At 41.5% G+C, this 20,726-nt stretch carries 17 protein-coding genes and 1 other annotated feature; of the genes, 12 read left to right on the top strand and 5 right to left on the bottom strand.

The features are described 5' to 3' along the window. Nucleotides 1-102 precede the first annotated feature (102 nt). Nucleotides 103-867, bottom strand: coding sequence for an outer membrane protein assembly factor BamD (locus AN214_RS02500; RefSeq protein WP_054978284.1), 765 nt, complete (start codon nucleotides 865-867; stop codon nucleotides 103-105). A 137-nt stretch (nucleotides 868-1,004) separates the two neighbouring features. On the opposite strand from AN214_RS02500, the gene rluD reads away from it, so the two are divergent. The 3 genes from rluD (at nucleotide 1,005) to clpB (ending at nucleotide 5,400) form a co-directional block, all read left to right on the top strand. Then, on the top strand, nucleotides 1,005-1,982 hold the full coding sequence (rluD, locus tag AN214_RS02505; RefSeq protein WP_054978285.1) for a 23S rRNA pseudouridine(1911/1915/1917) synthase RluD: 978 nt from the start codon (nucleotides 1,005-1,007) through the stop codon (nucleotides 1,980-1,982). Then, nucleotides 1,982-2,716, top strand: a complete 735-nt coding sequence (gene pgeF / locus AN214_RS02510; protein WP_054978286.1) for a peptidoglycan editing factor PgeF — start codon at nucleotides 1,982-1,984, stop codon at nucleotides 2,714-2,716. Before rluD ends, pgeF begins: the two co-directional genes overlap by 1 nt. Before the next feature lie 107 nt (nucleotides 2,717-2,823). Then, nucleotides 2,824-5,400, top strand: a complete 2,577-nt coding sequence (clpB, locus tag AN214_RS02515) for an ATP-dependent chaperone ClpB (RefSeq protein ID WP_054978287.1) — start codon at nucleotides 2,824-2,826, stop codon at nucleotides 5,398-5,400. 40 nt (nucleotides 5,401-5,440) lie between these two features. Here the strand turns inward: clpB and AN214_RS02520 are convergent, their stop codons facing one another. Continuing rightward, the gene (locus tag AN214_RS02520; RefSeq protein WP_054978288.1) at nucleotides 5,441-5,863 is read right to left on the bottom strand and encodes a hypothetical protein; all 423 of its coding nucleotides are present in this window, start codon (nucleotides 5,861-5,863) and stop codon (nucleotides 5,441-5,443) included. 269 nt (nucleotides 5,864-6,132) lie between these two features. On the opposite strand from AN214_RS02520, the gene gshA reads away from it, so the two are divergent. Together gshA and AN214_RS02530 are read left to right on the top strand one after the other, a co-directional pair. Next, entirely contained in the window at nucleotides 6,133-7,701 is a 1,569-nt protein-coding gene (gshA, locus tag AN214_RS02525) for a glutamate--cysteine ligase (RefSeq protein WP_054978289.1), read from the top strand. 102 nt (nucleotides 7,702-7,803) lie between these two features. Beyond that, on the top strand, nucleotides 7,804-8,409 hold the full coding sequence (locus tag AN214_RS02530; protein WP_010560634.1) for a hypothetical protein: 606 nt from the start codon (nucleotides 7,804-7,806) through the stop codon (nucleotides 8,407-8,409). Between the two features lie 155 nt (nucleotides 8,410-8,564). On the opposite strand, the gene AN214_RS02535 is transcribed toward AN214_RS02530, so the two are convergent. Further along, nucleotides 8,565-9,833 carry an HlyC/CorC family transporter gene (locus AN214_RS02535; RefSeq protein ID WP_082428468.1) on the bottom strand — a complete coding sequence of 423 codons (1,269 nt, stop codon included), beginning with the start codon at nucleotides 9,831-9,833 and terminating at the stop codon, nucleotides 8,565-8,567. A 97-nt stretch (nucleotides 9,834-9,930) separates the two neighbouring features. Then, nucleotides 9,931-10,737, bottom strand: coding sequence for an inner membrane protein YpjD (locus AN214_RS02540; protein ID WP_010560632.1), 807 nt, complete (start codon nucleotides 10,735-10,737; stop codon nucleotides 9,931-9,933). 169 nt (nucleotides 10,738-10,906) lie between these two features. Between AN214_RS02540 and ffh the strand changes: the two genes are divergently transcribed. The 6 genes from ffh (at nucleotide 10,907) to tyrA (ending at nucleotide 16,161) form a co-directional block, all read left to right on the top strand. Continuing rightward, a complete protein-coding gene (gene ffh / locus AN214_RS02545) occupies nucleotides 10,907-12,283 on the top strand; it encodes a signal recognition particle protein (protein WP_054978291.1) in 1,377 nt (458 codons plus the stop codon). 199 nt (nucleotides 12,284-12,482) lie between these two features. Then, nucleotides 12,483-12,731 (top strand): 30S ribosomal protein S16, encoded by a 249-nt coding sequence (gene rpsP, locus AN214_RS02550; protein WP_010560630.1) that lies wholly within the window; start codon nucleotides 12,483-12,485, stop codon nucleotides 12,729-12,731. 16 nt (nucleotides 12,732-12,747) lie between these two features. After that, nucleotides 12,748-13,278, top strand: a complete 531-nt coding sequence (gene rimM / locus AN214_RS02555; RefSeq protein ID WP_054978292.1) for a ribosome maturation factor RimM — start codon at nucleotides 12,748-12,750, stop codon at nucleotides 13,276-13,278. Nucleotides 13,279-13,296: 18 nt separating this feature from the next. Continuing rightward, the gene (gene trmD, locus AN214_RS02560; RefSeq protein ID WP_010560628.1) at nucleotides 13,297-14,043 is read left to right on the top strand and encodes a tRNA (guanosine(37)-N1)-methyltransferase TrmD; all 747 of its coding nucleotides are present in this window, start codon (nucleotides 13,297-13,299) and stop codon (nucleotides 14,041-14,043) included. A gap of 34 nt (nucleotides 14,044-14,077) precedes the next feature. Continuing rightward, nucleotides 14,078-14,437, top strand: coding sequence for a 50S ribosomal protein L19 (gene rplS / locus AN214_RS02565; RefSeq protein ID WP_010560627.1), 360 nt, complete (start codon nucleotides 14,078-14,080; stop codon nucleotides 14,435-14,437). Between the two features lie 596 nt (nucleotides 14,438-15,033). Beyond that, nucleotides 15,034-16,161 carry a bifunctional chorismate mutase/prephenate dehydrogenase gene (gene tyrA, locus AN214_RS02570; RefSeq protein WP_054978293.1) on the top strand — a complete coding sequence of 376 codons (1,128 nt, stop codon included), beginning with the start codon at nucleotides 15,034-15,036 and terminating at the stop codon, nucleotides 16,159-16,161. 22 nt (nucleotides 16,162-16,183) lie between these two features. Here the strand turns inward: tyrA and AN214_RS02575 are convergent, their stop codons facing one another. Then, nucleotides 16,184-17,341, bottom strand: a complete 1,158-nt coding sequence (locus AN214_RS02575) for a chorismate mutase (RefSeq protein WP_054978294.1) — start codon at nucleotides 17,339-17,341, stop codon at nucleotides 16,184-16,186. Between the two features lie 24 nt (nucleotides 17,342-17,365). Next, nucleotides 17,366-17,482, bottom strand: a sequence feature (Phe leader region). Nucleotides 17,483-17,673: 191 nt separating this feature from the next. On the opposite strand from AN214_RS02575, the gene AN214_RS02580 reads away from it, so the two are divergent. Further along, nucleotides 17,674-20,691: an EAL domain-containing protein gene (locus AN214_RS02580; protein ID WP_054978295.1), complete on the top strand. Its 3,018-nt coding sequence runs from the start codon at nucleotides 17,674-17,676 to the stop codon at nucleotides 20,689-20,691. Nucleotides 20,692-20,726 lie beyond the last annotated feature (35 nt).

Genomic DNA, 20,726 nt, shown 5'->3' on the forward strand with positions numbered 1-20,726 from the left:
GCCACACACGGCTTTAAAATACAAAACGCCCGATGAAGTGCATCGAGCGTTTTAATATTAAAAGTGTCAACCCATGCTAGGATGGGTCAGCTAAGTGCACGCCTATTTGTTTGCATCTAGCACAGCTTGTGCATTATTTTTTAATTCACTCAGCCCAAGTTTTTCGTAGCTTTTTACCATTAGCTCAAGGGCTTGTTTGGTATAGCTGCTTTTTGAAAAGTGCTCTACCACATACTTACAGCGGTTTGCCGCAGCAAGGTAGGCCTCACGATCATAATAATAGTTTGCCACTTTTAGCTCGTAACGTGCCATTTTATTAAGCAGCCACGCCATGCGTTTTTTGGCTTCGTTGGTGTATTTACTGTCTGGGTAATTTTTAACAAGCGTAGCAAAATCTTCGTATGCGATTCGTGTACGCTTGGTGTCGCGATCAGCGCGATCAATACCAAAATACTCTTGGAATGCATTTTCATGGGCTTTAATATTTACTAAACCACGCATGTAATACATGTAATCTAAATCTTTGTGATTTGGGTTTAATTTAATAAAACGGTCAATGGTTGCCGTAGCCTGCTCAGTATTATTTGATTGATAATAGGCGTAAATAAGGTCCATCTGAACTTGTTTTGATAGTGGTCCAAATGGGTAGCGTGAGTCAATCGCGCTTAGTAACTCGATTGCGCGTACATATAAACCTGAATCAAGCGTTTCTTTGGCATCTTGATAAAGTGCCTGTGGCGATTTATTCGGAACTCTTTGAATGTCCTCTTCGTCCGGCGCTGAAGAACATGCTGATAACACTGAGATTGCAAGCGCTAGCGCTAATGAACGTTTACTAAGCGAACGCTTCCCAACTACGTTTGTCATTAAAATACACCTTTTTATTATCTTGTTTGGGATTCCACCCTAGGCTCAGTCAGCAAAACCGAGTAAACTATGCATATTAGCGATTCTAACCGAGTAAGCAATAGCTTGCATTGGATTTTACATAATTAAGCGGAACAATGGCAGAGCAAATTACACTATCAGCTGAAGTACCAATTGAACTGGGCGGTAAACGTCTAGACCAAGTTTTAGCAAAAATGTTCCCAGATTATTCGCGTTCGCGAATTAAAAACTGGATCCTCGACAATATGGTAAAGGTCGATGGTGAGGTACGTAACGTGCCGCGTGAAAAATTAATGGGATATGAGCAGATTGAAATCCATGCTGAACTCGAAACCGAAGTGGTGTTTGAAGCACAACAAATCGACCTCGATAAAGTGTATGAAGACGATCATATTTTAGTTGTTAACAAACCTGCTGGCTTAGTTGTGCACCCAGGTGCCGGCAACCCTGATGGCACTATGCTTAACGCGTTGCTGCACGATTATCCTGACATAGATTCAGTGCCGCGTGCCGGTATTGTGCATCGTCTTGATAAAGACACTACGGGGTTAATGGTAATAGCCAAAACAGTTCCTGCACAAACTCATTTAGTTGCTAATCTTCAAGCAAGACGCAACTTTACGCGTGAATATGAGGCGATTTGTAATGGCACAATGACCGCTGGTGGCATGGTAGATGCGCCAATTGGTCGCCACCATACAAAGCGTACGCATATGGCGGTAACTGAATTTGGCAAACCTGCTGTAACGCACTACCGTGTGGCAGAAAAATTCAGAGCGCACACGCGATTACGTTTGCGACTTGAAACCGGGCGTACGCACCAAATCCGTGTGCATATGGCGCACTTAAATCATGCCTTGATTGGTGATCCGCTATATCACGGCAGACCGCGTCCACCTAAAAATGCGACTCCAGAGTTTATTGAAGTGCTTCGCAACTTTAAACGTCAAGCACTGCACGCGGTAAAATTGGAACTCGAACATCCAATTACTGGTGAAATGATGAGTTGGCAAGCGCCTATTCCTGACGATATGAAGTTATTAACAGAAGCGCTTCGTCAAGATACCAAAGCTAATCCTAATATTGGGTACTAGTGGACACACTTGTAGCAAAATGGCAAGTACCAAGCGAGGTAGTTGCCTTTTCCACAACGCGACAAGGCGGCGTTTCTAAAGCGCCGTTTGCGTCGTTAAACCTGGCGCAGCACGTAAATGATAACCCGCTAGATGTAGTAGAAAACCGCAAGCGTTTAACAACCCTATTACCACAAGCCCCTTTTTGGTTATCGCAAACCCACAGTACTCGCGTGGTGTGTGTCGATGCACAAACTGATGTGAATCAATTGTATGACGCTGATGCACTTTACACGCAACAGGTTAATCAACCTTTAGCGATTATGACGGCAGATTGCTTGCCTGTATTTGTGTGCTCAAAGCAAGGTGATGAAGTCGCGGTAATTCATGCCGGTTGGCGTGGTTTATTAAATGGTGTGATTGAAAATACACTCAATTGTTTTAAATCAAGCCAATTAATTGCGTATTTAGGTGCGGCAATTGGACCGCAAAAATTTGAAGTAGGCGATGACGTAAAAAATGCGTTTTGTAACAAGCATGAAGGCACTATTAGGTGTTTTCAGCCTATTGATGAGAAGCCTAATAAGTACCTTGCGAATATTTATCAATTGGCACATATTGTACTTGAAAAGCAAGGTGTTAGCTCAATATCAGGTGGTGAATACTGCACTGTAACGCAACATGATTTATTTTTTTCCTATCGTCGCGATGGCGTCACTGGTCGTAATGCACACATAATTTATATTGCTGATTGACCTTACTTTTTGTGTAATTATTTTTAACCTATTTTTACCTTTCTCTTGATCTTAAAAAAATTTATACCCATTTATAATTACAGTTAAGTTTTTTAAGGGTATCAAGCATGCGATTAGATCGTTTTACTAGCAAATTTCAAGCTGCACTTGCTGATGCGCAATCATTGGCACTAGGCCGCGACCATCAGTTTATTGAGCCAATTCACTTAATGTACAGTTTGCTTACGCAAACTGGGTCAAGTGTACGAGCATTGTTGGCACAAGCCGGTGTAAATGCCGACGAAATGATGACCAAGGTATCTGCGGAAATCGACAAGTTATTTAAAGTTGACGGTGTAGGTGGTGATGTTCAGTTGTCACATAATATGGCTAATTTGTTGAATTTATGTGATAAGTACGCACAAAAACGCAAAGACTCGTACATTTCTAGCGAGATCTTCATTTTAGTTGCCTGTGAAGATAAAGGGCCGCTGGGCAGCTTGTTTAAGCAATTTGGTTTAACGCAAAACAAAATTGAAACCGCAATAAGCGCGATTCGTGGTGGTCAAAAAGTTGATAGCCCAAATGCCGAAGACACCCGCCAAGCGCTAGAGAAATTTACGGTAGATTTAACTGAGCGCGCCGAGTTAGGTAAACTCGATCCTGTGATAGGTCGTGATGAAGAAATTCGCCGTACGATTCAAGTATTGCAACGCCGTACTAAAAATAACCCCGTACTCATTGGTGAACCAGGAGTGGGTAAAACGGCGATTGCGGAAGGGCTCGCACAACGTATTATTAATGGTGAAGTGCCTGAAGGACTGAAAAACAAGCGTGTACTATCACTTGATATGGGCGCGCTTGTAGCTGGTGCAAAGTACCGAGGTGAATTTGAAGAACGCTTAAAGTCTGTTCTCAATGAGCTTGCCAAAGAAGAAGGGCAGGTTATTCTATTTATTGACGAAATCCACACCATGGTGGGAGCTGGTAAAAGTGATGGTGCAATGGATGCCGGTAATATGCTTAAACCTGCACTTGCTCGCGGTGAGCTTCATTGCGTTGGTGCAACAACACTTGATGAGTATCGTCAGTACATTGAAAAAGATGCTGCGTTGGAGCGCCGCTTCCAAAAAGTATTGGTTGAAGAGCCAAGCGTAGAAGACACCATAGCGATTTTACGTGGATTAAAAGAGCGCTACGAACTTCATCATACGGTAGAAATTACCGATCCAGCGATTGTTGCTGCGGCAACACTTTCTCATCGTTATATCAGCGACCGTCAATTGCCAGATAAAGCGATAGATTTGATTGATGAAGCGGGTTCACATATCCGCATGCAAATTGATTCAAAGCCTGAAGAGTTAGATCGCTTAGAGCGTAAGATTATTCAGCTAAAGCTTGAAGATAATGCGCTGGCAAAAGAGACTGACGATGCATCAAAGTCGCGTCAGGCAGACATTCAAGCACAGATCAAACAACTTGATAGCCAGTATAATGAGTTAGACGAAGTATGGAATGCGGAAAAAGCCTCGCTGCAGGGCACGCAAGTAATCAAAACTGAGTTAGAGCAAGCGCGATTAGATTTAGAAGTGGCAAGACGTGCTGGCGATTTACAGCGCATGAGTGAACTGCAATATGGTCGTATTCCTGAGTTAGAGCGCAAACTTGATTTAGCCTCGCAAGCTGAAATGCAGGATATGAGCTTACTCGTTAACAAGGTTGGTGAAAACGAAATTGCCGAGATCCTCTCTCGTTGGACTGGTATTCCGGTGGCGAAAATGCTGCAAGGTGAACGCGATAAACTACTTTCAATGGAAGCAAAACTGCACGAGAAAGTAGTGGGGCAAGATGAAGCTGTGGTGGCGGTGTCAAATGCGATTCGTCGCTCGCGCGCAGGCTTGGCTGACCCGAATCGTCCAATCGGTTCGTTTTTATTCTTAGGCCCAACTGGGGTTGGTAAAACCGAGCTGACGAAAGCACTTGCCAACTTTATGTTCGATACAGAAGAAGCCATGGTGCGCATTGATATGTCTGAGTTTATGGAAAAACACTCAGTCGCGCGCTTGGTGGGTGCACCTCCCGGTTATGTGGGCTATGAAGAAGGTGGCTATCTAACAGAAGCGGTTCGTCGTAAGCCGTATTCAGTTGTATTGCTTGATGAAGTTGAAAAGGCGCACCCAGATGTTTTCAATATCTTGTTGCAAGTGCTTGATGATGGTCGTTTAACTGATGGGCAAGGGCGCACTATCGACTTTAAGAATACGGTGATTATTATGACCTCCAACTTAGGTTCAGATGTGATCCAAGAGCAAGCAAGTAATAACGACTACCAAGGACTTAAAAACACTTTGATGTCGGTGATTGGTCAGCACTTTAGACCTGAATTTATTAACCGTATTGATGAAACAGTGGTATTCCATCCGTTAGCACAAGCGCACATTGAAAACATTGCGAAGATCCAATTACAACGCCTCGAGCAACGTTTGCAAGATAATGGATATCAGCTTGAACTTACGGATGCGGCGCTGGCTAAAATCGCAGAAGCGGGCTTTGACCCAGTGTTTGGCGCACGTCCATTAAAACGTGCCATTCAGCAAACCATTGAAAACCCATTAGCACAAACGCTGTTATCGGGCGAGTTCAAAGCGGGAAGTTGTTTTGTTGTCGATTGTTATGACGGTGAAATAGCCATTGCTTCAAAGTAAAACATAACAAAGAAAAAACCACCCAATTGGGTGGTTTTTTTTATTCACAAAATGCTTTTATACGCTGTTGTGCTTGTTTTTTGTATTTATCTTTAGCACTACCTGAAATAGTCACTTCTTGGCCGTTTTCATCAACCTGACTAACTTGGTCGTAATTTTCTAATACGCTTAAATTATGTTTTGCGTTTTCACAGTATTCTTTTTTACGTGAAATCAGTGGGTCTGCATTGTCTGAAGTTGTATCGCTACCGAGTTCTAGTTTTCGTTTTTCGGCACCAAACGACGTATGATCTTTTAGCTCAAATGAGCGAACACCACTTTTGTGCGATGGTTCTACATATGAAAAATGGGCAATGCCTTTTTCATCAACCCAACTATAAACGGTTAACTGTTTCGCATCGACCTTGGCGATGAAGCAGCTAAGGGTTGTTAGTAGCAGGGTTATGACAGTAAACCTGTACATAGTTTAACTTTCCTTTGACTAAATATAATGTAACTATAGCGCAAGCTTTTGGCTAAGGCTACTGCCTTTTTAAGCGCTGGTTATCTACCTAAGCTACTAATCTCATTATTCTTTTAGGTAGAGTAAATAATCTTGTACTAATGCTATTAAAATCTAGTTACGAATAATTTTACCATCGCACCTTGAGGTATCGTAATGTTGACCATACATTGTTAAGATATTGAAAAAGCGACCACCTTACTAGGACTCGCGGTGAGAGGACTGAATTTTTGAAAACAGTGTCAATAGATTCGATACTAAGTACCTTATCTGAACAAGGCTCAGCGAGCGTATTAAAGGGTATCAAACGAGGTGTAGAGCGAGAGTGTTTACGTATAGATAAGCACCGTCTTGCAAAAACGTCACATCATAATGCGCTTGGCAGCGCGCTAACGCACCCATATATCACAACCGATTTTTCCGAGTCTTTACTTGAATTTATTACGCCTGCCTGTAGTGATATCGAGCAAACACTTGCGCAGCTTGAAGATATTCATAAATTTACGCTAGCAAATATTGATGGCGAAGAGTTGTGGCCGTTGAGCATGCCTTGCTTTATTGAAGATCAGGATGAAATTCGATTAGCGGACTATGGCAGTTCAAATGTCGGTAAAATGAAGACTTTGTATCGCCAAGGGTTAAAAAATCGTTACGGCAGTATGATGCAAGCAATTGCCGGTGTGCATTTTAACTTATCGTTTCCTGAAGCGTTTTGGACACAGTTGCAGCAAATTGAAGGCAACAGCGATAAATTAAGTGATTATATTTCAGATAAATACTTTTCGTTGATTCGAAATTTCAAACGAGAGTTGTGGCTGATCAGCTATTTATTTGGCGCATCTCCAGCACTGTGTAGTTCGTTCTTAGGTGGACGTAAAACCAATTTGCCATTTGAGTCATTAGGTAAAGGCACATTATATTTACCTTATGCCACGTCATTGCGATTAGGTGATTTAGGTTACACCAACAGTGCGCAGTCAAGCTTGCGTGTTACCTACAACAGTCTTGAAGAATATTTAGAGGGCTTTAAGCAGGCGATTTCAATGACTTCTGATTTATATCAGCAGTTTGGCGATTACCGCGACGAGCCAGCAAAGCAGCTTAATCAAAATATTTTGCAAATTGAAAATGAGTTTTACTCACCGATCCGACCAAAGCGAAACGCGCAATCGGGGCAAACGCCAAGCGAAGCACTCGCTGATGGTGGAGTAGAATACATTGAAGTGCGAGCACTTGATGTTAACCCGTTTTCTGAAGTTGGGATAAGCAAAGAACAGATTCAGTTTTTAGATGTATTCTTACTTTATTGTGCAATCAAACCAGCACAGGACCTAGCGTGGCAAGAACAAGTAGAAACGCAGGCAAACTTAGACCTTGTTGTTAATCAAGGACGTGAGCCTGGATTAGCATTGTCTGACAAAGGCAAAGCGCATTTACTCAGTGATTGGGCTGGCGATATTTTCACTGAGCTTAAGAAAATTGCGAAACTCTTTGACGAGGCATTTGGTACTCAAGAGTATAGCGCGGTGATTAGCAAGCTTGAACAATCAGTTGCAAATCCTGAATTAACTTACTCAGGGCTGTTCTTAGCACATTTGTTGGAACAGCAAGAAGATAATGGTCATTACGCGCTAAAACTGGCAAGTGATTATAAACAGAATACGCTTGGCAAAGGCTATCAAGTATTTGATCAAGCCTTGTTTGAACGTGAAGCAGTGGCATCACACAGCAAGCAAAAAGAAATAGAGGCCAGCGATACGCAAAGCTTTGTTCAGTTCTTAGATGATTATTTTAAGTAATAAAAAACGCGGCTGAATGGCCGCGTTTCACTTTCAGGGATGAAACAATGTGTTTTGCTTAATAATTGAGATAGGGTTTTGACGCAAAAGTTCAAAATTATTATGAAAAAAATTATCCCACTTGTACTTACCGCCACATTAGCCGGTTGTGCCACGCCACCACCGCAAAATCCGAATAACCTATGTGATATATTTTTTGAACATCGAGATTGGTATTTTGATGCCAAAGATGCGCAAGAAAAATGGGGAGCGCCAAAGCACTTACTGATGAGTATGATGTTTCAGGAAAGCTCGTTTAAGCATAATGCAGCGCCTCCAATGGAATACTTCCTTGGCTTTATTCCAACAGGCCGAGCGAGCTCTGCTTATGGGTACTCACAGGCAAAAACACCAACATGGAATGATTATGTGAGTAAAAGTGGCAATAGCGGCGCAGACAGAGACGACTTTGCTGACGCTATCGATTTTATGGGGTGGTTTGTATATAACACGCATAAAATAAATGGTGTATCGAAGTGGGACGCATACGGGCAATATTTAAATTACCATGAAGGGTGGGGAGGCTATCGCCGTGGTACCTACAAGAAAAAAGCATGGTTAATGAAAACGGCGCAAAAGGTGAAGGTGCGTACTGGTAATTATGGTGTGCAGCTTAAAAAGTGCGAAGATGATTTAAATAAAAATTGGCTACAACGTTTGTTTAGTTAATAAGAGATTTTAGCCTTTAGACAACAGGTTTTAGACTATTACTAAAACCTGCTTTTAATTTCTGCTGAAACCTGAAACCTGAAACCTGAAACCTGAAACCTGAAACCTGAAACCTGAAACCTGAAACCTGAAACCTGAAACCTGAAACCTGAAATCTATCGCTTATACTCAGGCATAATACGCGCTAGCTTAATCGTGTTCTCGTTTACTTCAACAATTTCGATTGGGTAGCCTGAAATTCGCATACTGACTTTTTCATTTGGAATATCTTCTAAAAACTCGATAATCAAACCACTTAAGGTCTTTGGGCCATCAATAGGAAAATCCCAACCCATTTCTTTATTCAGATCGCGCACGTTGGCACTGCCATCAACTAAGAATGAACCATCTTGTTGCGGATGCACGTTTTCACTTAACGTTGGTGTCATGCTGGTGGTAAAATCACCCACTACTTCTTCAAGAATATCTTCTAAGGTTACGAGGCCTTGAATATCGCCGTATTCGTCTACCACAATACCAATGCGCTCTTTTGCTTGTTGAAATTTAAGTAGCTGTACGTTTAACGATGTACCTTCAGGTATGTAGTAAATTTCTCGTACCGCGCGCAGCAAAGTCGCTTTTGTAAATTGCTCTTTAGTCAGTAAACGTAGCGCATCGCGAGCGTGAATAAAGCCAACTGTGTCGTCAATATTCTCACGGTATAGCAACACTCGGGTATGTTGTGCATGGGTAAGCTGACGCATAATCAACTTCCAATCGTCGTTAACATCAATCGCCACAATTTCGTTGCGCGGCACCATTACGTCTTCAACTTTTACCTGCTCAAGGTCAAGAATCGATACCAACATATTTTGGTGACGCTCAGGTAATAGAGCAGCAGATTCGTTCACTACAGTTTTAAGTTCTTCTTTACTTAAACTGTGCTCTTCAATTTGTTCTGGGCTAATGCCAAACAGTTTTAAAATACCGTTGGTTATAAGGTTTACTAAAATGACCAGCGGGTAGAGCAACTTAAGTAAAAAGTTAAGAATAAATGAACTTGGAAAGGCCACTTTTTCTGGATACAGTGCCGCCAATGTCTTTGGTGTTACCTCAGCAAAAATTAAAATAACAAAGGTTAAACCAAAGGTGGCTACGGCAATACCGATTACGTCGCCAAATAGGCGAATACCGATAATAGTTGCAACAGATGAAGCCGCAATGTTAACAAGGTTATTGCCAATTAGGATTAACCCTATCAGTCTATCTGGACGTTGTAACAGCTTGCTAACCCGTTTGGCGCCTTTATGGTGTTCTTTTTCAAGGTGTCGTAAACGGTATTTGTTTAGCGACATCATGCCCGTTTCTGAGCTCGAGAAATAAGCTGAAAGTAGTATCAATACACCAAGAATGATGAATAAAGTACTCGTCGATATGGCGTCCAATGAGGGATCCTTTAAAAACTGTCGAAAGAGTATTAACTCTTAGTTGAGATGATTAGTCAAGTGCTCTATTTGTATAAGCTCATTCGTACCAAAGGTACTAAAACTTACCTAAAATAATTTCTTGAACAAAGCGGCTACCAAAATACGCAAGCGTAAGTAATGTTGCCGCACAAATTGTCGTAATTACACTGCTTTTACCGCGCCAGCCACGGTACTTGTGGCCCCACGCAACTGTGACAAATAACGCCCAGGCAAGTAACGATAATACTGTTTTATGGATATAGCCTTTATCAAACATATTATCGATAAATAAAAAGCCAGTTGCGAGGGCAAATGTAAGTAGCAATGAGCCCATTGAAACCAGGTGGAATAGTTGTCTTTCTACCAGCATTAAAGGTGGTAAGTGACTGGTCACTATCGACATATCTTTTTGCTTTAATCGGCGATTAATAAAGTAAAATTGAATTGCGTATAACGTTGCAATAATCAGCACACAGTAGGCCATAAAGGCAAGTGAAATATGCGACACCAATCCGAATTCAAAATTAACCGATTGCAAAATAACATGATGTGGAATAAATAAACTGGCGATTAATAAAATTGCAGCAAAGCCATAAACAACTGGCAGTAATAAGGTGGCAGGAAAGCGCAGGGAAACAGTTGTTACCGACACCACAATTAGCCAACATATTAATAGTGCAACGTTGGCAAAGCTGAGGTCTTGCCCGCTTTCAGTAAAAATTGAATTAACAATAACAGCAAGGTGCAACAAAATAGCAACGGTACTAAGCAATAAAGTCTTCTTTTGATTTGGACCTTGCTTATCGAATAACTTACTCACCACATGCATAGTGGAAAGGCTATAAAACAGACTCGCAATTACAGTTAAAACAATTAAATTCATGACTTTGTTTAAAATCGGTTTCGATTAAAATTTTTACCTCATTGTATTTTATCAATCGCTAAAAGCCTAGCCCAGAATAGGAAAATAACCTTTAGTTACCGTTGCAAAGCTTTTTTATTCCTGTTTCTTAGGTATAATTCTCGCAAAATATTAGTTTGGATTAACGTGAATGTTTCAGAACTTACAGGAACGCCTTGGTAAAACCCTGAAAAATATCAGTGGTCGAGGCCGATTAACTGAAGACAATATAAAAGATACGCTGCGCGAAGTGCGTATGGCACTACTCGAAGCAGATGTAGCCTTACCGGTAGTGCGTGAATTTGTAAAAACAGTTAAAGAACGTGCTGTAGGTGTTGAAGTCACTAAAAGTTTAAGCCCGGGTCAGGTTTTCATTAAAATCGTTCGTGAAGAACTTGAAAAAGCCATGGGTGAAGCAAACGAAGAGCTTAACCTAGCGGCACAACCGCCAGCGGTTATTATGATGGCAGGTCTGCAAGGTGCAGGTAAAACCACCAGTGTGGGTAAGCTTTCTAAATTCTTAAAAGAGCGCAAAAAGAAATCTGTGTTAGTAGTGAGTGCCGACGTGTACCGTCCTGCCGCGATTAAACAGTTAGAAACACTTGCTAACGAAGTGGACGTGGAATTCTTCCCAAGTGATATTTCACAGAAACCAATCGATATTGCCAATGGCGCAATTGACCACGCTAAAAAGAAATTCATCGATGTCGTGATTGTTGATACCGCAGGTCGTTTGCACGTTGATAACGAGATGATGGAAGAAATCATTGAGTTACACGGTGCGATTAAGCCGGTAGAAACACTCTTTGTTGTTGACTCAATGACAGGTCAAGATGCTGCGAATACGGCAAAAGCATTTGACGAAGCGCTGCCGCTAACAGGTGTTGTACTGACTAAAACTGACGGTGATGCCCGTGGTGGTGCTGCACTATCTATTCGCCATATCACAGGCAAACCAATTAAGTTTATTGGTGTCGGTGAAAAAACCGATGCGTTAGAGCCATTCCACCCAGATCGTGTTGCGTCACGTATTTTAGGCATGGGTGATGTGCTTTCTCTAATTGAAGAAGTCGAAATGAAAGTCGACAAAGAGAAAGCTGAAAAAATGGCTAAGAAGGTAATGAAGGGCGATGGCTTCACATTAGAAGACTTTGCTGACCAATTACGTCAAATGAAAAATATGGGTGGCATGATGGGGATGCTTGATAAACTACCAGGTATGTCAAACTTGCCTGATGCGGTTAAAGATCAAGTAGGTGATAAAACCTTTAATCAAATGGAAGCCATCATTAGCTCAATGACGCCAAAAGAGCGTGAGCGCCCAGACATCATTAAAGGATCTCGTAAAAAGCGTATTGCTGCAGGTTCTGGTACGCAAGTACAAGACGTAAATAAGCTATTAAAGCAATTTACACAAATGCAGAAAATGATGAAGAAGATGAAAGGCAAAGGCGGCATGATGAAAATGATGCGCAATATGAAAGGCATGATGCCACCTGGCATGATGGGCGGCGGCCCTAAATTCTAAACTTTGCAAAGTTGTTAAAAAAGCACCAGTTTTGGTGCTTTTTTTGTATTGATGTTGGCATAACTGTCACAAAGTAGTCAAAAGAGTGCATTTTAACTTGCAATCAGAGTAAAAATTCGTACAATTCTCGGGCTTCCCGTTAGGGAAGTAAAATTAGTTTTTATGTTAATGAAATCAATCAATCTATGTAGAGGACGGTATGGTAACTATTCGTTTGCAACGTGGCGGCGCTAAGAAGCGTCCATTCTATCAAATCGTGGTTGCGGATAGCCGTTTCTCGCGTGATGGTCGTTTCATCGAGAAAGTAGGTTTCTTTAACCCGCTAGCTCGTGGTCAAGAAGAATCACTTCGCCTAGACCTTGATCGTGTAGATCACTGGGTAGGTCAAGGTGCAGGTCTTTCTGATCGTGTAGCTAAGTTAGTTAAAGACGCTCGTAAAGCGGCTTAATAGGCGTAATGTAACCATGAGTCAAGAGCAAGCCAAATTTATAGCAGGCAAACTCGGCGCCCCTTACGGCATTAAGGGTTGGCTTAAGGTGCATTCATTTACTGATGATCCCGAAGGGATCTTTGATTTCAGCCCATGGTTGATAGGGCAACAAGGAAACTGGCAAACCGTTGAAGTGGTCGACTGGCGTCGTCACAACAAAGGTTTTATCGCCAAGTTGGCAAATGTTGAAGACCGTGACCAAGCAAATGTGTTAACAAATGCTGAAATCGCTGTTTTTGAAGAACAATTGCCAGACTTACCTGATGGTGAGTTTTATTGGCGAGATCTCATCGGTCTTACTGTGGTAACTGATAAAGGTTACGACTTAGGTAAGGTCGACGACATGCTAGAAACAGGTTCTAATGACGTTTTAGTGGTTAAAGCTAACCCTAACGACGGATTTGGAAGAGGTGAACGTTTAATTCCATATTTAACCGAGAGCGTAGTGTTAAAGGTGGATTTAGATGCTAAAGAAGTTACCGTAGACTGGGATCCTAGCTTTTAAATGTCGCAACAGGCACACATGTGGTTCGGTGTTATTTCACTGTTCCCTGAAATGTTTGATGCGGTAACAAAGCAAGGTGTTACTGGTCGCGCAGTTAAAAACGGTTTAATCGATTTTAACTGTTGGAGTCCGCGAGATTATGCTTTTGATAAGCATAAAACTGTGGATGACCGCCCATATGGCGGTGGCCCTGGTATGCTAATGATGGTGCAACCATTGCGAGATGCCATCGATGCAGCGAAAGCTTCAGCGGGTGAAGGGGCAAAGGTAATCTATCTATCACCACAAGGTAGAAAGCTAGATCAACAAGGTGCGCAAGAACTTGCAAACCATAAAAAGTTGATTTTAGTGGCAGGTCGTTATGAAGGTATAGATGAGCGGTTAATTGAATCACATATTGACGAAGAATGGTCAATTGGTGACTTTATATTATCCGGTGGCGAACTCGCTGCAATGACATTAATCGATTCAGTATCTCGTTTAGTGCCAGGCGTGTTAGGTCACAATCAGTCTGCCGAGCAGGATTCATTTTCTGACGGCTTATTAGACTGCCCTCACTATACACGGCCAGAATTATTGGATGGTAAGCAGGTGCCCGCTGTATTGCTCAGTGGAAACCATAAAGAAATTGCTCGCTGGCGCTTAAAGCAACAGTTGGGTAGAACTTGGCTTAGACGTCCGGACTTGTTGCAAAACCTAGCTCTGACTGAGGAGCAAGCAAGGTTACTCGCTGAATTTCAGCAAGAACATAATGTTTGTGGCTAGAAGACAGTTACTCCTAGGAAATGTGAGAAATATAATGGCAAAAGTAAACCAAAATATTATTAAAGTGCTTGAAGATGAGCAACTTAAATCTGACGTACCAGAGTTCGGCCCTGGTGATACAGTAGTTGTTAAAGTACGTGTTAAAGAAGGTAACAAAGAGCGTCTACAGGCGTTCGAAGGTGTGGTAATCGCTAAGCGTAACCGTGGTCTTCATTCTTCTTTCACTGTACGTAAGATCTCAAGCGGCGAAGGTGTAGAGCGTGTTTTCCAAACACACAGCCCACTAATCGACAGCATCGAGCGTAAGCGTCGCGGTGCAGTTCGTCGTGCGAAGCTTTACTATCTACGTGAGCGTTCTGGTAAGTCTGCACGTATTAAAGAAAAACTTAACTAATACGTCTGAACTTTCAGAATCTAAACAGGCTGAGCTTTGCTCAGCCTGTTTTGTTTTTATAAAACAAAAGATTACCTTTCAAACAAAGAACGTATCTACACAAGCCTGCCAGACTCAACTCCTTATTAACTTCGATAAACTCTTACTTGATGTGCGTTGCGGGTATTATTGAATTACACACTAAAGCTTGATAGTCACAGCAATGCGAATTTACTCAACAAGCCTTTAATTCTTCGCACGCTACTAGCTATATTGTGGAGAGGTTTACTGATTCACTCACTTAAAATTGTGATATTTATACCAACCAACTTAAACTCGTATTTTTAGAAAGCTGAATATTTGCGTGCGATATTCAGGTTTATTGATGTGGAATAACCGCTTAAAAATAGCGATTTCAGAAGCTAATGTCATAAGTCTGTTAAAAATCCAGCGCTGTATCTAACAAGAAAGCTAACACCATCGAAAGCCTTCTTAAATAGTGGCTAAATAGCTAACTTGTATAACGTATTTAATTTTAACACTTTTACTTAGCGAGATAGCTTGATATGATTTTGTATATATTATTTTACTTGCTGTAAAGAAAGGTTTACTTTGTGATGGGCGCACTGAATACGTTAAGAGATCAAATTGATGAATGCGATAGGCAACTTGTTGAACTATTAGCTAAACGAAATCATATCACAGCTCAAGTTGGCGCTTATAAGCAACAACAAGGTCAACCCGTTTATGTACCATCGCGAGAAACTGAATTAATTGATGCACGGCGTTCACAAGCAATTGCAGCTGGGGTCAGTCCTGAATTAGTCGAAGATGTATTACGTCGACTTATGCGTGAATCTTACCAAAACCAACAACTCGGTTTAGCGTGCGTTGCGCCGCACTTATCGCCAATGGTGATAGTGGGTGGTAAAGGTGCAATGGGTCAATTGTTCAAGCGTCAGTTAGAGCGCTCGGGTTATCAGGTGAAGGTGCTTGATAAAGATAACCAAAGTGAACGTGAGACTATATTAGTTGAGGCACGTTGTGTGATTGTTTCTGTACCAATTCATGCGGTTGAATCAGTTATTGCAGATATGCCAAAACTACACCCTGAGTGTTTATTAGTTGATATTACCAGCGTTAAATCATCACCACTTAAAGCAATGGAAACTCACCATCAAGGACCGGTATTAGCGTTACACCCGATGTTTGGTCCCGATATTCCTCATTGGGTGAAGCAAACCGTTGTTGTTTGTCAAAATAAGCCCTGTGACGTAGCGAGTTCCTTACTCGAACAGCTTACTGTATGGGGGTGTAATTTAGTGTCTATGGATGCGAAGAAGCACGATGAAGCGATGCAAATTGTGCAGGTAATGCGCCACTTAACGACCTTTGTTTATGGTCAATTTTTGGCGAAACAAAGCCACAGCCTTGAAGAAATAGAATCTTGCTCTTCGCCTATTTATCACTTGGAATTAATGATGGTAGGGCGCTTATTTGCGCAGTCGCCAGAGCTTTACAGCGATATTATGTTGGCGCAATTTGAAGATGTCGCACCTTTGATGAAAGAGTATTGTGAGGTGTTCCAGCAAACCTTTGAAAAATTGAAGAACAATGATAAAGCGGGGTTAATTGATGACTTTGCCGCTGCAAAAACCTTCTTTTCAGATTCTGCCAGTACCTTTTTAAGTCAAAGCAAAGCGTTACTGAGTAAGGCAAATGACGCGAAAGTGTTAGATTATTAAAAAGGGGCGAAACGCCCCTTTTTTATTCCGTTGCAACGCTTACAGCGCTCAACGTTTCACTTTGGTAACAACCAAGAATACGAATGTAAGCAGTCACTTCTTTAAGCGCATCTAGCGCTTTTTTAACTTCTGGTAAATCGATGTTCGCTTCTAGGTCAACATAGAATACTTCTTCCCAAGGATTCCCCGGTACAGGTCGAGACTCTAGTTTTACTAGGTTAATGTTATGCTGTTTGAAGATCATCAGTGCATCAGCAAGCGCACCGGCCGACTGTTTAGTCGCCATAATTAATGTTGTTTTAGTTGGGATCTGCTTAGATACTTTAACTGCTTTACGCGCAACAACAATAAAGCGACTGTGGTTGTGGCTCTGATTGGCAAGGTTGGGCTCAAGTACCACTAATCCAGCTTTGTGAGCTGCGTCTTCAGAAGCAATTGCAGCACCTGCATCATCTTGTAACGCCTCTTTTAGTGCGCTTGATGTTGAGTCGCTGTAGGCCAGTTGTACGCCGCTTAAATTACTAATAAATTGGCTGCATTGAGCAAATGGCTGTGGGTGACCATATATTTTCGTCACATTCTCAATGGCGACACCTGGGCTTGCTACTAAACAATGTTCTACCGCTTGCGTTAGTTCGCCAACGATTGACACCTGTGTGTGCTGCAATAGGTCATATACTTCGTTGATACTGCCAGAGCAGGTATTCTCGATTGGTAATAAACCAAAATCGGCCTGTCCAGTTTCTACTTTATTGGTGATTTCATTAAAGCTGCTGCAACCCAGTTCAACAAGTTTGCCAGGACGACGGCTGAAGTACTTATGGCATGCAAGTTGGCTATAAGAGCCCTGACCACCTAAATAAGCAACGCGATTAGTTTCTGTGTGCAGATCTGGATTTAGGTTCTGCTGTAACATTGCCTGTTGATGCAGTACAGAATCTTCAATAATGGTTTGAAACACGCGATTTACGTAATAACCGTCAAGCCCCAGTGAACTGCCATAACTAATGAGTTTTTCTAGTAACGCCTGTTCACGTTGCTCATCACGGATTGGTTTGTTGTTGGCAATTTTATACTCAACAACACCATGGCTGACGCGACGTCTTTTGGCGAGTAAGACTAGCAACTCCGAGTCTATCTCATTGATATCCCGACGTAGGGACTCAAGTGCATTGGACATTTTCTTTTCCTCATTCCCAATTGCAAAAAAAAACCTCCCAGTGGGAGGTTTAGTTTGACTTTAGCTTGTTCGTGACAAAGTCGCCTCCCGAGTTACGGATGGTGAAAAAAGAAGCTAAAGTTAAAGATTAATTTGTTCATAACCCCGAATTTAGAAATAAGTGCTGTTAAAGTCAACAGTAAATTGAGAGTAACTTATGACAAAACAGATTTTTTCATTATTTATTATGGCTTTTTTGCAATAAACCGAAAAAAAGGTGTAGAAATTAGTGAGATTCTTTTATAGTTCCAAGCACCACAATCAACGAGTTGCAGCAGAAGTAAGGTTACATTGTGAACTCTAAACATTTGGATGCGAGTTTTGGCATTAACGCACTTAGTACCAAGTTATCCATATTAATATCAGCCATTTGTTTAATAGCTGGATTATCTGCTGCGTACTTGATGGTTAAATCTGAGCGCAAACAACTGCTTTTTGAAGAGTTTGGTGTGCTAACAGAGTTATCGAAGCCGTTTGTTAGCCGTTTTGAAAACCTACTTAATGAGAAAAAACGCATCGCAATTGATGCCAATACCATAGTTACAGAAGCCCTTTATTCCGAAAGCGCCCTCGCTGAAAAAATTGTTCCTAGTAAGTTGGTTTTTGGTAAAGACGGTAGTATTCGCAGCTCTTCAAGTACTAACGTAGCAGGAGTTCGTTCTGCAGCTTTTCTTCCCCAGCAAAGTTATAGTCACGAATATAAACGTATTTTTTCTCAAACAGAAAAAGTATGGTCGCAAATTGCACCAATTTTAACCGACGAAACCTTTTTTAACTTCTATTTTATTAGCCAAGACCGTTTTATTCGCATATCGCCACCAAACTGGGCGTTAAATGTGCCGGCAAGCCATGACTTTAGGCAAGATGTTTTTTACGAAATTGGTACTCCTGAATTTAACCCTAACTTAGAAGCAACCTGGACCCCTATCTATTATGATGATATCTGGGAGCGTTGGGTTATTAGCCTTATTGTACCGCTACATTACGGCGGAGAATTTAAAGGCGTTACTGGCAGTGATATTGAGTTGCCAAAGCTGCAGGCGATGTTCCCTGACAAAGTGGGTGATGCCAAGCTGTTTGTGTTAAACGGCAAAGGACAAATTATTCAGTTTGAAGGTAAAACAGATATTATCAATCGCCTCAGCGGCAGTATGAACGATTCGTTGGATACTAAAAACCAGTTACCAGATGAATTGCGTAATCAAGTTGAGCAACTATTAACAAGTCAGCGTCATGAGTTGCAGGGTGAATTTGCCATTGACGACAGCAAGCATATTTTTAGCATCAAAAAGTTTAGTGATTTTGATTGGTATATTGGTGTTTATAAAACCCATTCTGAAGCACTTTCGGCGATTGATGAAATAGAAGTAAAGTTTTTTGGCTTGTTTATTTTATATGCCGTGCTGGTCGTATTGTTGCTGCATCAAACGCTTTCTCATTTAGTAATTAAACGTATTAAAGCATTGGTTGCAAGCTCGCGAGAAGTTGCAAGAGGGCAATTTACTACAGCGCAAAACCTAACGGTTAACAAAGACGAAATCGGCTTGCTCAATTTTGAGTTTGGCGCAATGGCAGGCAAGCTCGAAAAGACCATGCGTGATTTACGCCAAGAGCTAGATGAAAAAGAGCAAGCAGAGCAGCGCGCAAGAAGGTTATCAAAAGCCGTTGAATTCTCTGGTTCAGCTATCGTAATTACCGATGAAAATCTCAATATTGAATACGTGAACCCTAAATTGCTTGAAATGACAGGGTTTGAGAAAAGTCATTTTATTGGGCAACCATTACTTGTTTTAATGGAACCCGATATGATGATTTTGGTTGAGGATATCGTTCAGGACTTACTTTCGCGCCATCACTGGAAAGGTGACACGTTACTGCATAACAATGACAAACGTGCACTTTGGGTGTCGTTATCTGTTTCACCAATTCGCGATGATAACCACAAAGTGTATAGCTATGTTGCCTCTGCGCAAGACATTTCCTTTGTAAAAGAAAGTCAGCGCAAAATGGAACAATTGGCGTATTACGACACACTAACAGGGCTTGCTAACCGTGCGTTATTTAGAATGCAGCTTAAAAAGTCTTTAGCCTTAGCATCGCGCGGTCATTACTCATTTGCTCTGTTCTATTTTGATTTAGATGAATTTAAACGTATCAATGATACATTAGGTCATGATGCGGGTGACCAACTGCTGTTGGAAGTAGCACAACGCCTACAAAAGCGTCTTCGAGCAGAAGATACCATTGCCCGTCTTGGTGGTGATGAGTTTGCCGTGTTGCTCAGTGGTATTGATGACCGCGAGAAAGCCACAGATGTGGCGCTCACCATCCAAAATACCTTAAGTCAGCCAATTCGCTTAGGCAGCAACGAGGTGATTGTTAGTGCCAGTATCGGTATTACAATGGCATCGGATCAAAGCCCTGAAGAAGATGTGTTACTGAAACACGCCGATCTTGCAATGTATGAAGCAAAAGCGTTAGGTAAAAACACTTATTACTTCTATAACGACACCCTTGATGCAGCGGCAAAAGAGCGATTATTTATTGAAAATGAACTGCGCATTGCGATTAAAGAACAGCAGTTCGAGCTTTATTATCAGCCGCAAATTGATATTACCAACGAGAAGATAGTCGGTTTTGAAGCACTGATCCGCTGGCACCATCCTACACTTGGGCATATTGCGCCAGATAAGTTTATTCCAATTGCTGAAACAACAGGGTTAATTGTTGAATTAGGTGAGTGGGTATTGTGGGAATCGTGTGCATTTGCTCAGCGTATGGCGCTTAAAGATCATGAGAGCAGCATCTCTATTAATTTATCAGCACGCCAATTTAAAGATACGAGTCTAATTCCTTTACTAGAAAAGGTGATTAAGAAAACGGGTATCGTACCTGAGCGCGTGCACCTAGAGTTAACTGAGAGTATGCTAATGGGCGATGTTGAAGGCTCTATTAAGCAAATGCATCAATTAAAATCGCTTGGGCTATCGCTGTCGATAGATGACTTTGGTACGGGATACTCGTCACTCAGTTATTTAAAACGCTTCCCATTGGATATCTTAAAAATTGACCGCTCATTTATTAAAGATATTCCAGAAGATAGTAATGATATGGAGATCACCGCAGCAATTATCGCGATGGCGCAAAAGCTTAATTTAGAGCTGGTTGCTGAAGGCGTTGAAAGCGATGAACAAATTGAGTTTTTAAAGCTGAATAAGTGTGATGTAGTACAAGGTTATTATTACAGTAAGCCAGTACCAGAACATGAGATTTCGTTGATGATAGATAAAACGAAAGGTATACACTTTTAGTGTTTAATTTGGTGATGGCTAGCTGCCATCACCAA

Origin of the sequence: Pseudoalteromonas sp. P1-9 (assembly GCF_001399975.1) — a bacterium.
In the GTDB taxonomy this organism is placed as follows: domain Bacteria; phylum Pseudomonadota; class Gammaproteobacteria; order Enterobacterales; family Alteromonadaceae; genus Pseudoalteromonas.

Coding starts and splice junctions, on each gene's coding strand:
- AN214_RS02540 (WP_010560632.1), bottom strand. CDS start 10,737: ATGAATTTAATTGTTTTAACTGTAATTGCGAGTCTGTTTTATAGCCTT.
- clpB (WP_054978287.1), top strand. CDS start 2,824: ATGCGATTAGATCGTTTTACTAGCAAATTTCAAGCTGCACTTGCTGAT.
- trmD (WP_010560628.1), top strand. CDS start 13,297: ATGTGGTTCGGTGTTATTTCACTGTTCCCTGAAATGTTTGATGCGGTA.
- ffh (WP_054978291.1), top strand. CDS start 10,907: ATGTTTCAGAACTTACAGGAACGCCTTGGTAAAACCCTGAAAAATATC.
- AN214_RS02500 (WP_054978284.1), bottom strand. CDS start 867: ATGACAAACGTAGTTGGGAAGCGTTCGCTTAGTAAACGTTCATTAGCG.
- AN214_RS02520 (WP_054978288.1), bottom strand. CDS start 5,863: ATGTACAGGTTTACTGTCATAACCCTGCTACTAACAACCCTTAGCTGC.
- rluD (WP_054978285.1), top strand. CDS start 1,005: ATGGCAGAGCAAATTACACTATCAGCTGAAGTACCAATTGAACTGGGC.
- rimM (WP_054978292.1), top strand. CDS start 12,748: ATGAGTCAAGAGCAAGCCAAATTTATAGCAGGCAAACTCGGCGCCCCT.
- rplS (WP_010560627.1), top strand. CDS start 14,078: ATGGCAAAAGTAAACCAAAATATTATTAAAGTGCTTGAAGATGAGCAA.
- AN214_RS02575 (WP_054978294.1), bottom strand. CDS start 17,341: ATGTCCAATGCACTTGAGTCCCTACGTCGGGATATCAATGAGATAGAC.
- AN214_RS02530 (WP_010560634.1), top strand. CDS start 7,804: ATGAAAAAAATTATCCCACTTGTACTTACCGCCACATTAGCCGGTTGT.
- tyrA (WP_054978293.1), top strand. CDS start 15,034: ATGGGCGCACTGAATACGTTAAGAGATCAAATTGATGAATGCGATAGG.
- rpsP (WP_010560630.1), top strand. CDS start 12,483: ATGGTAACTATTCGTTTGCAACGTGGCGGCGCTAAGAAGCGTCCATTC.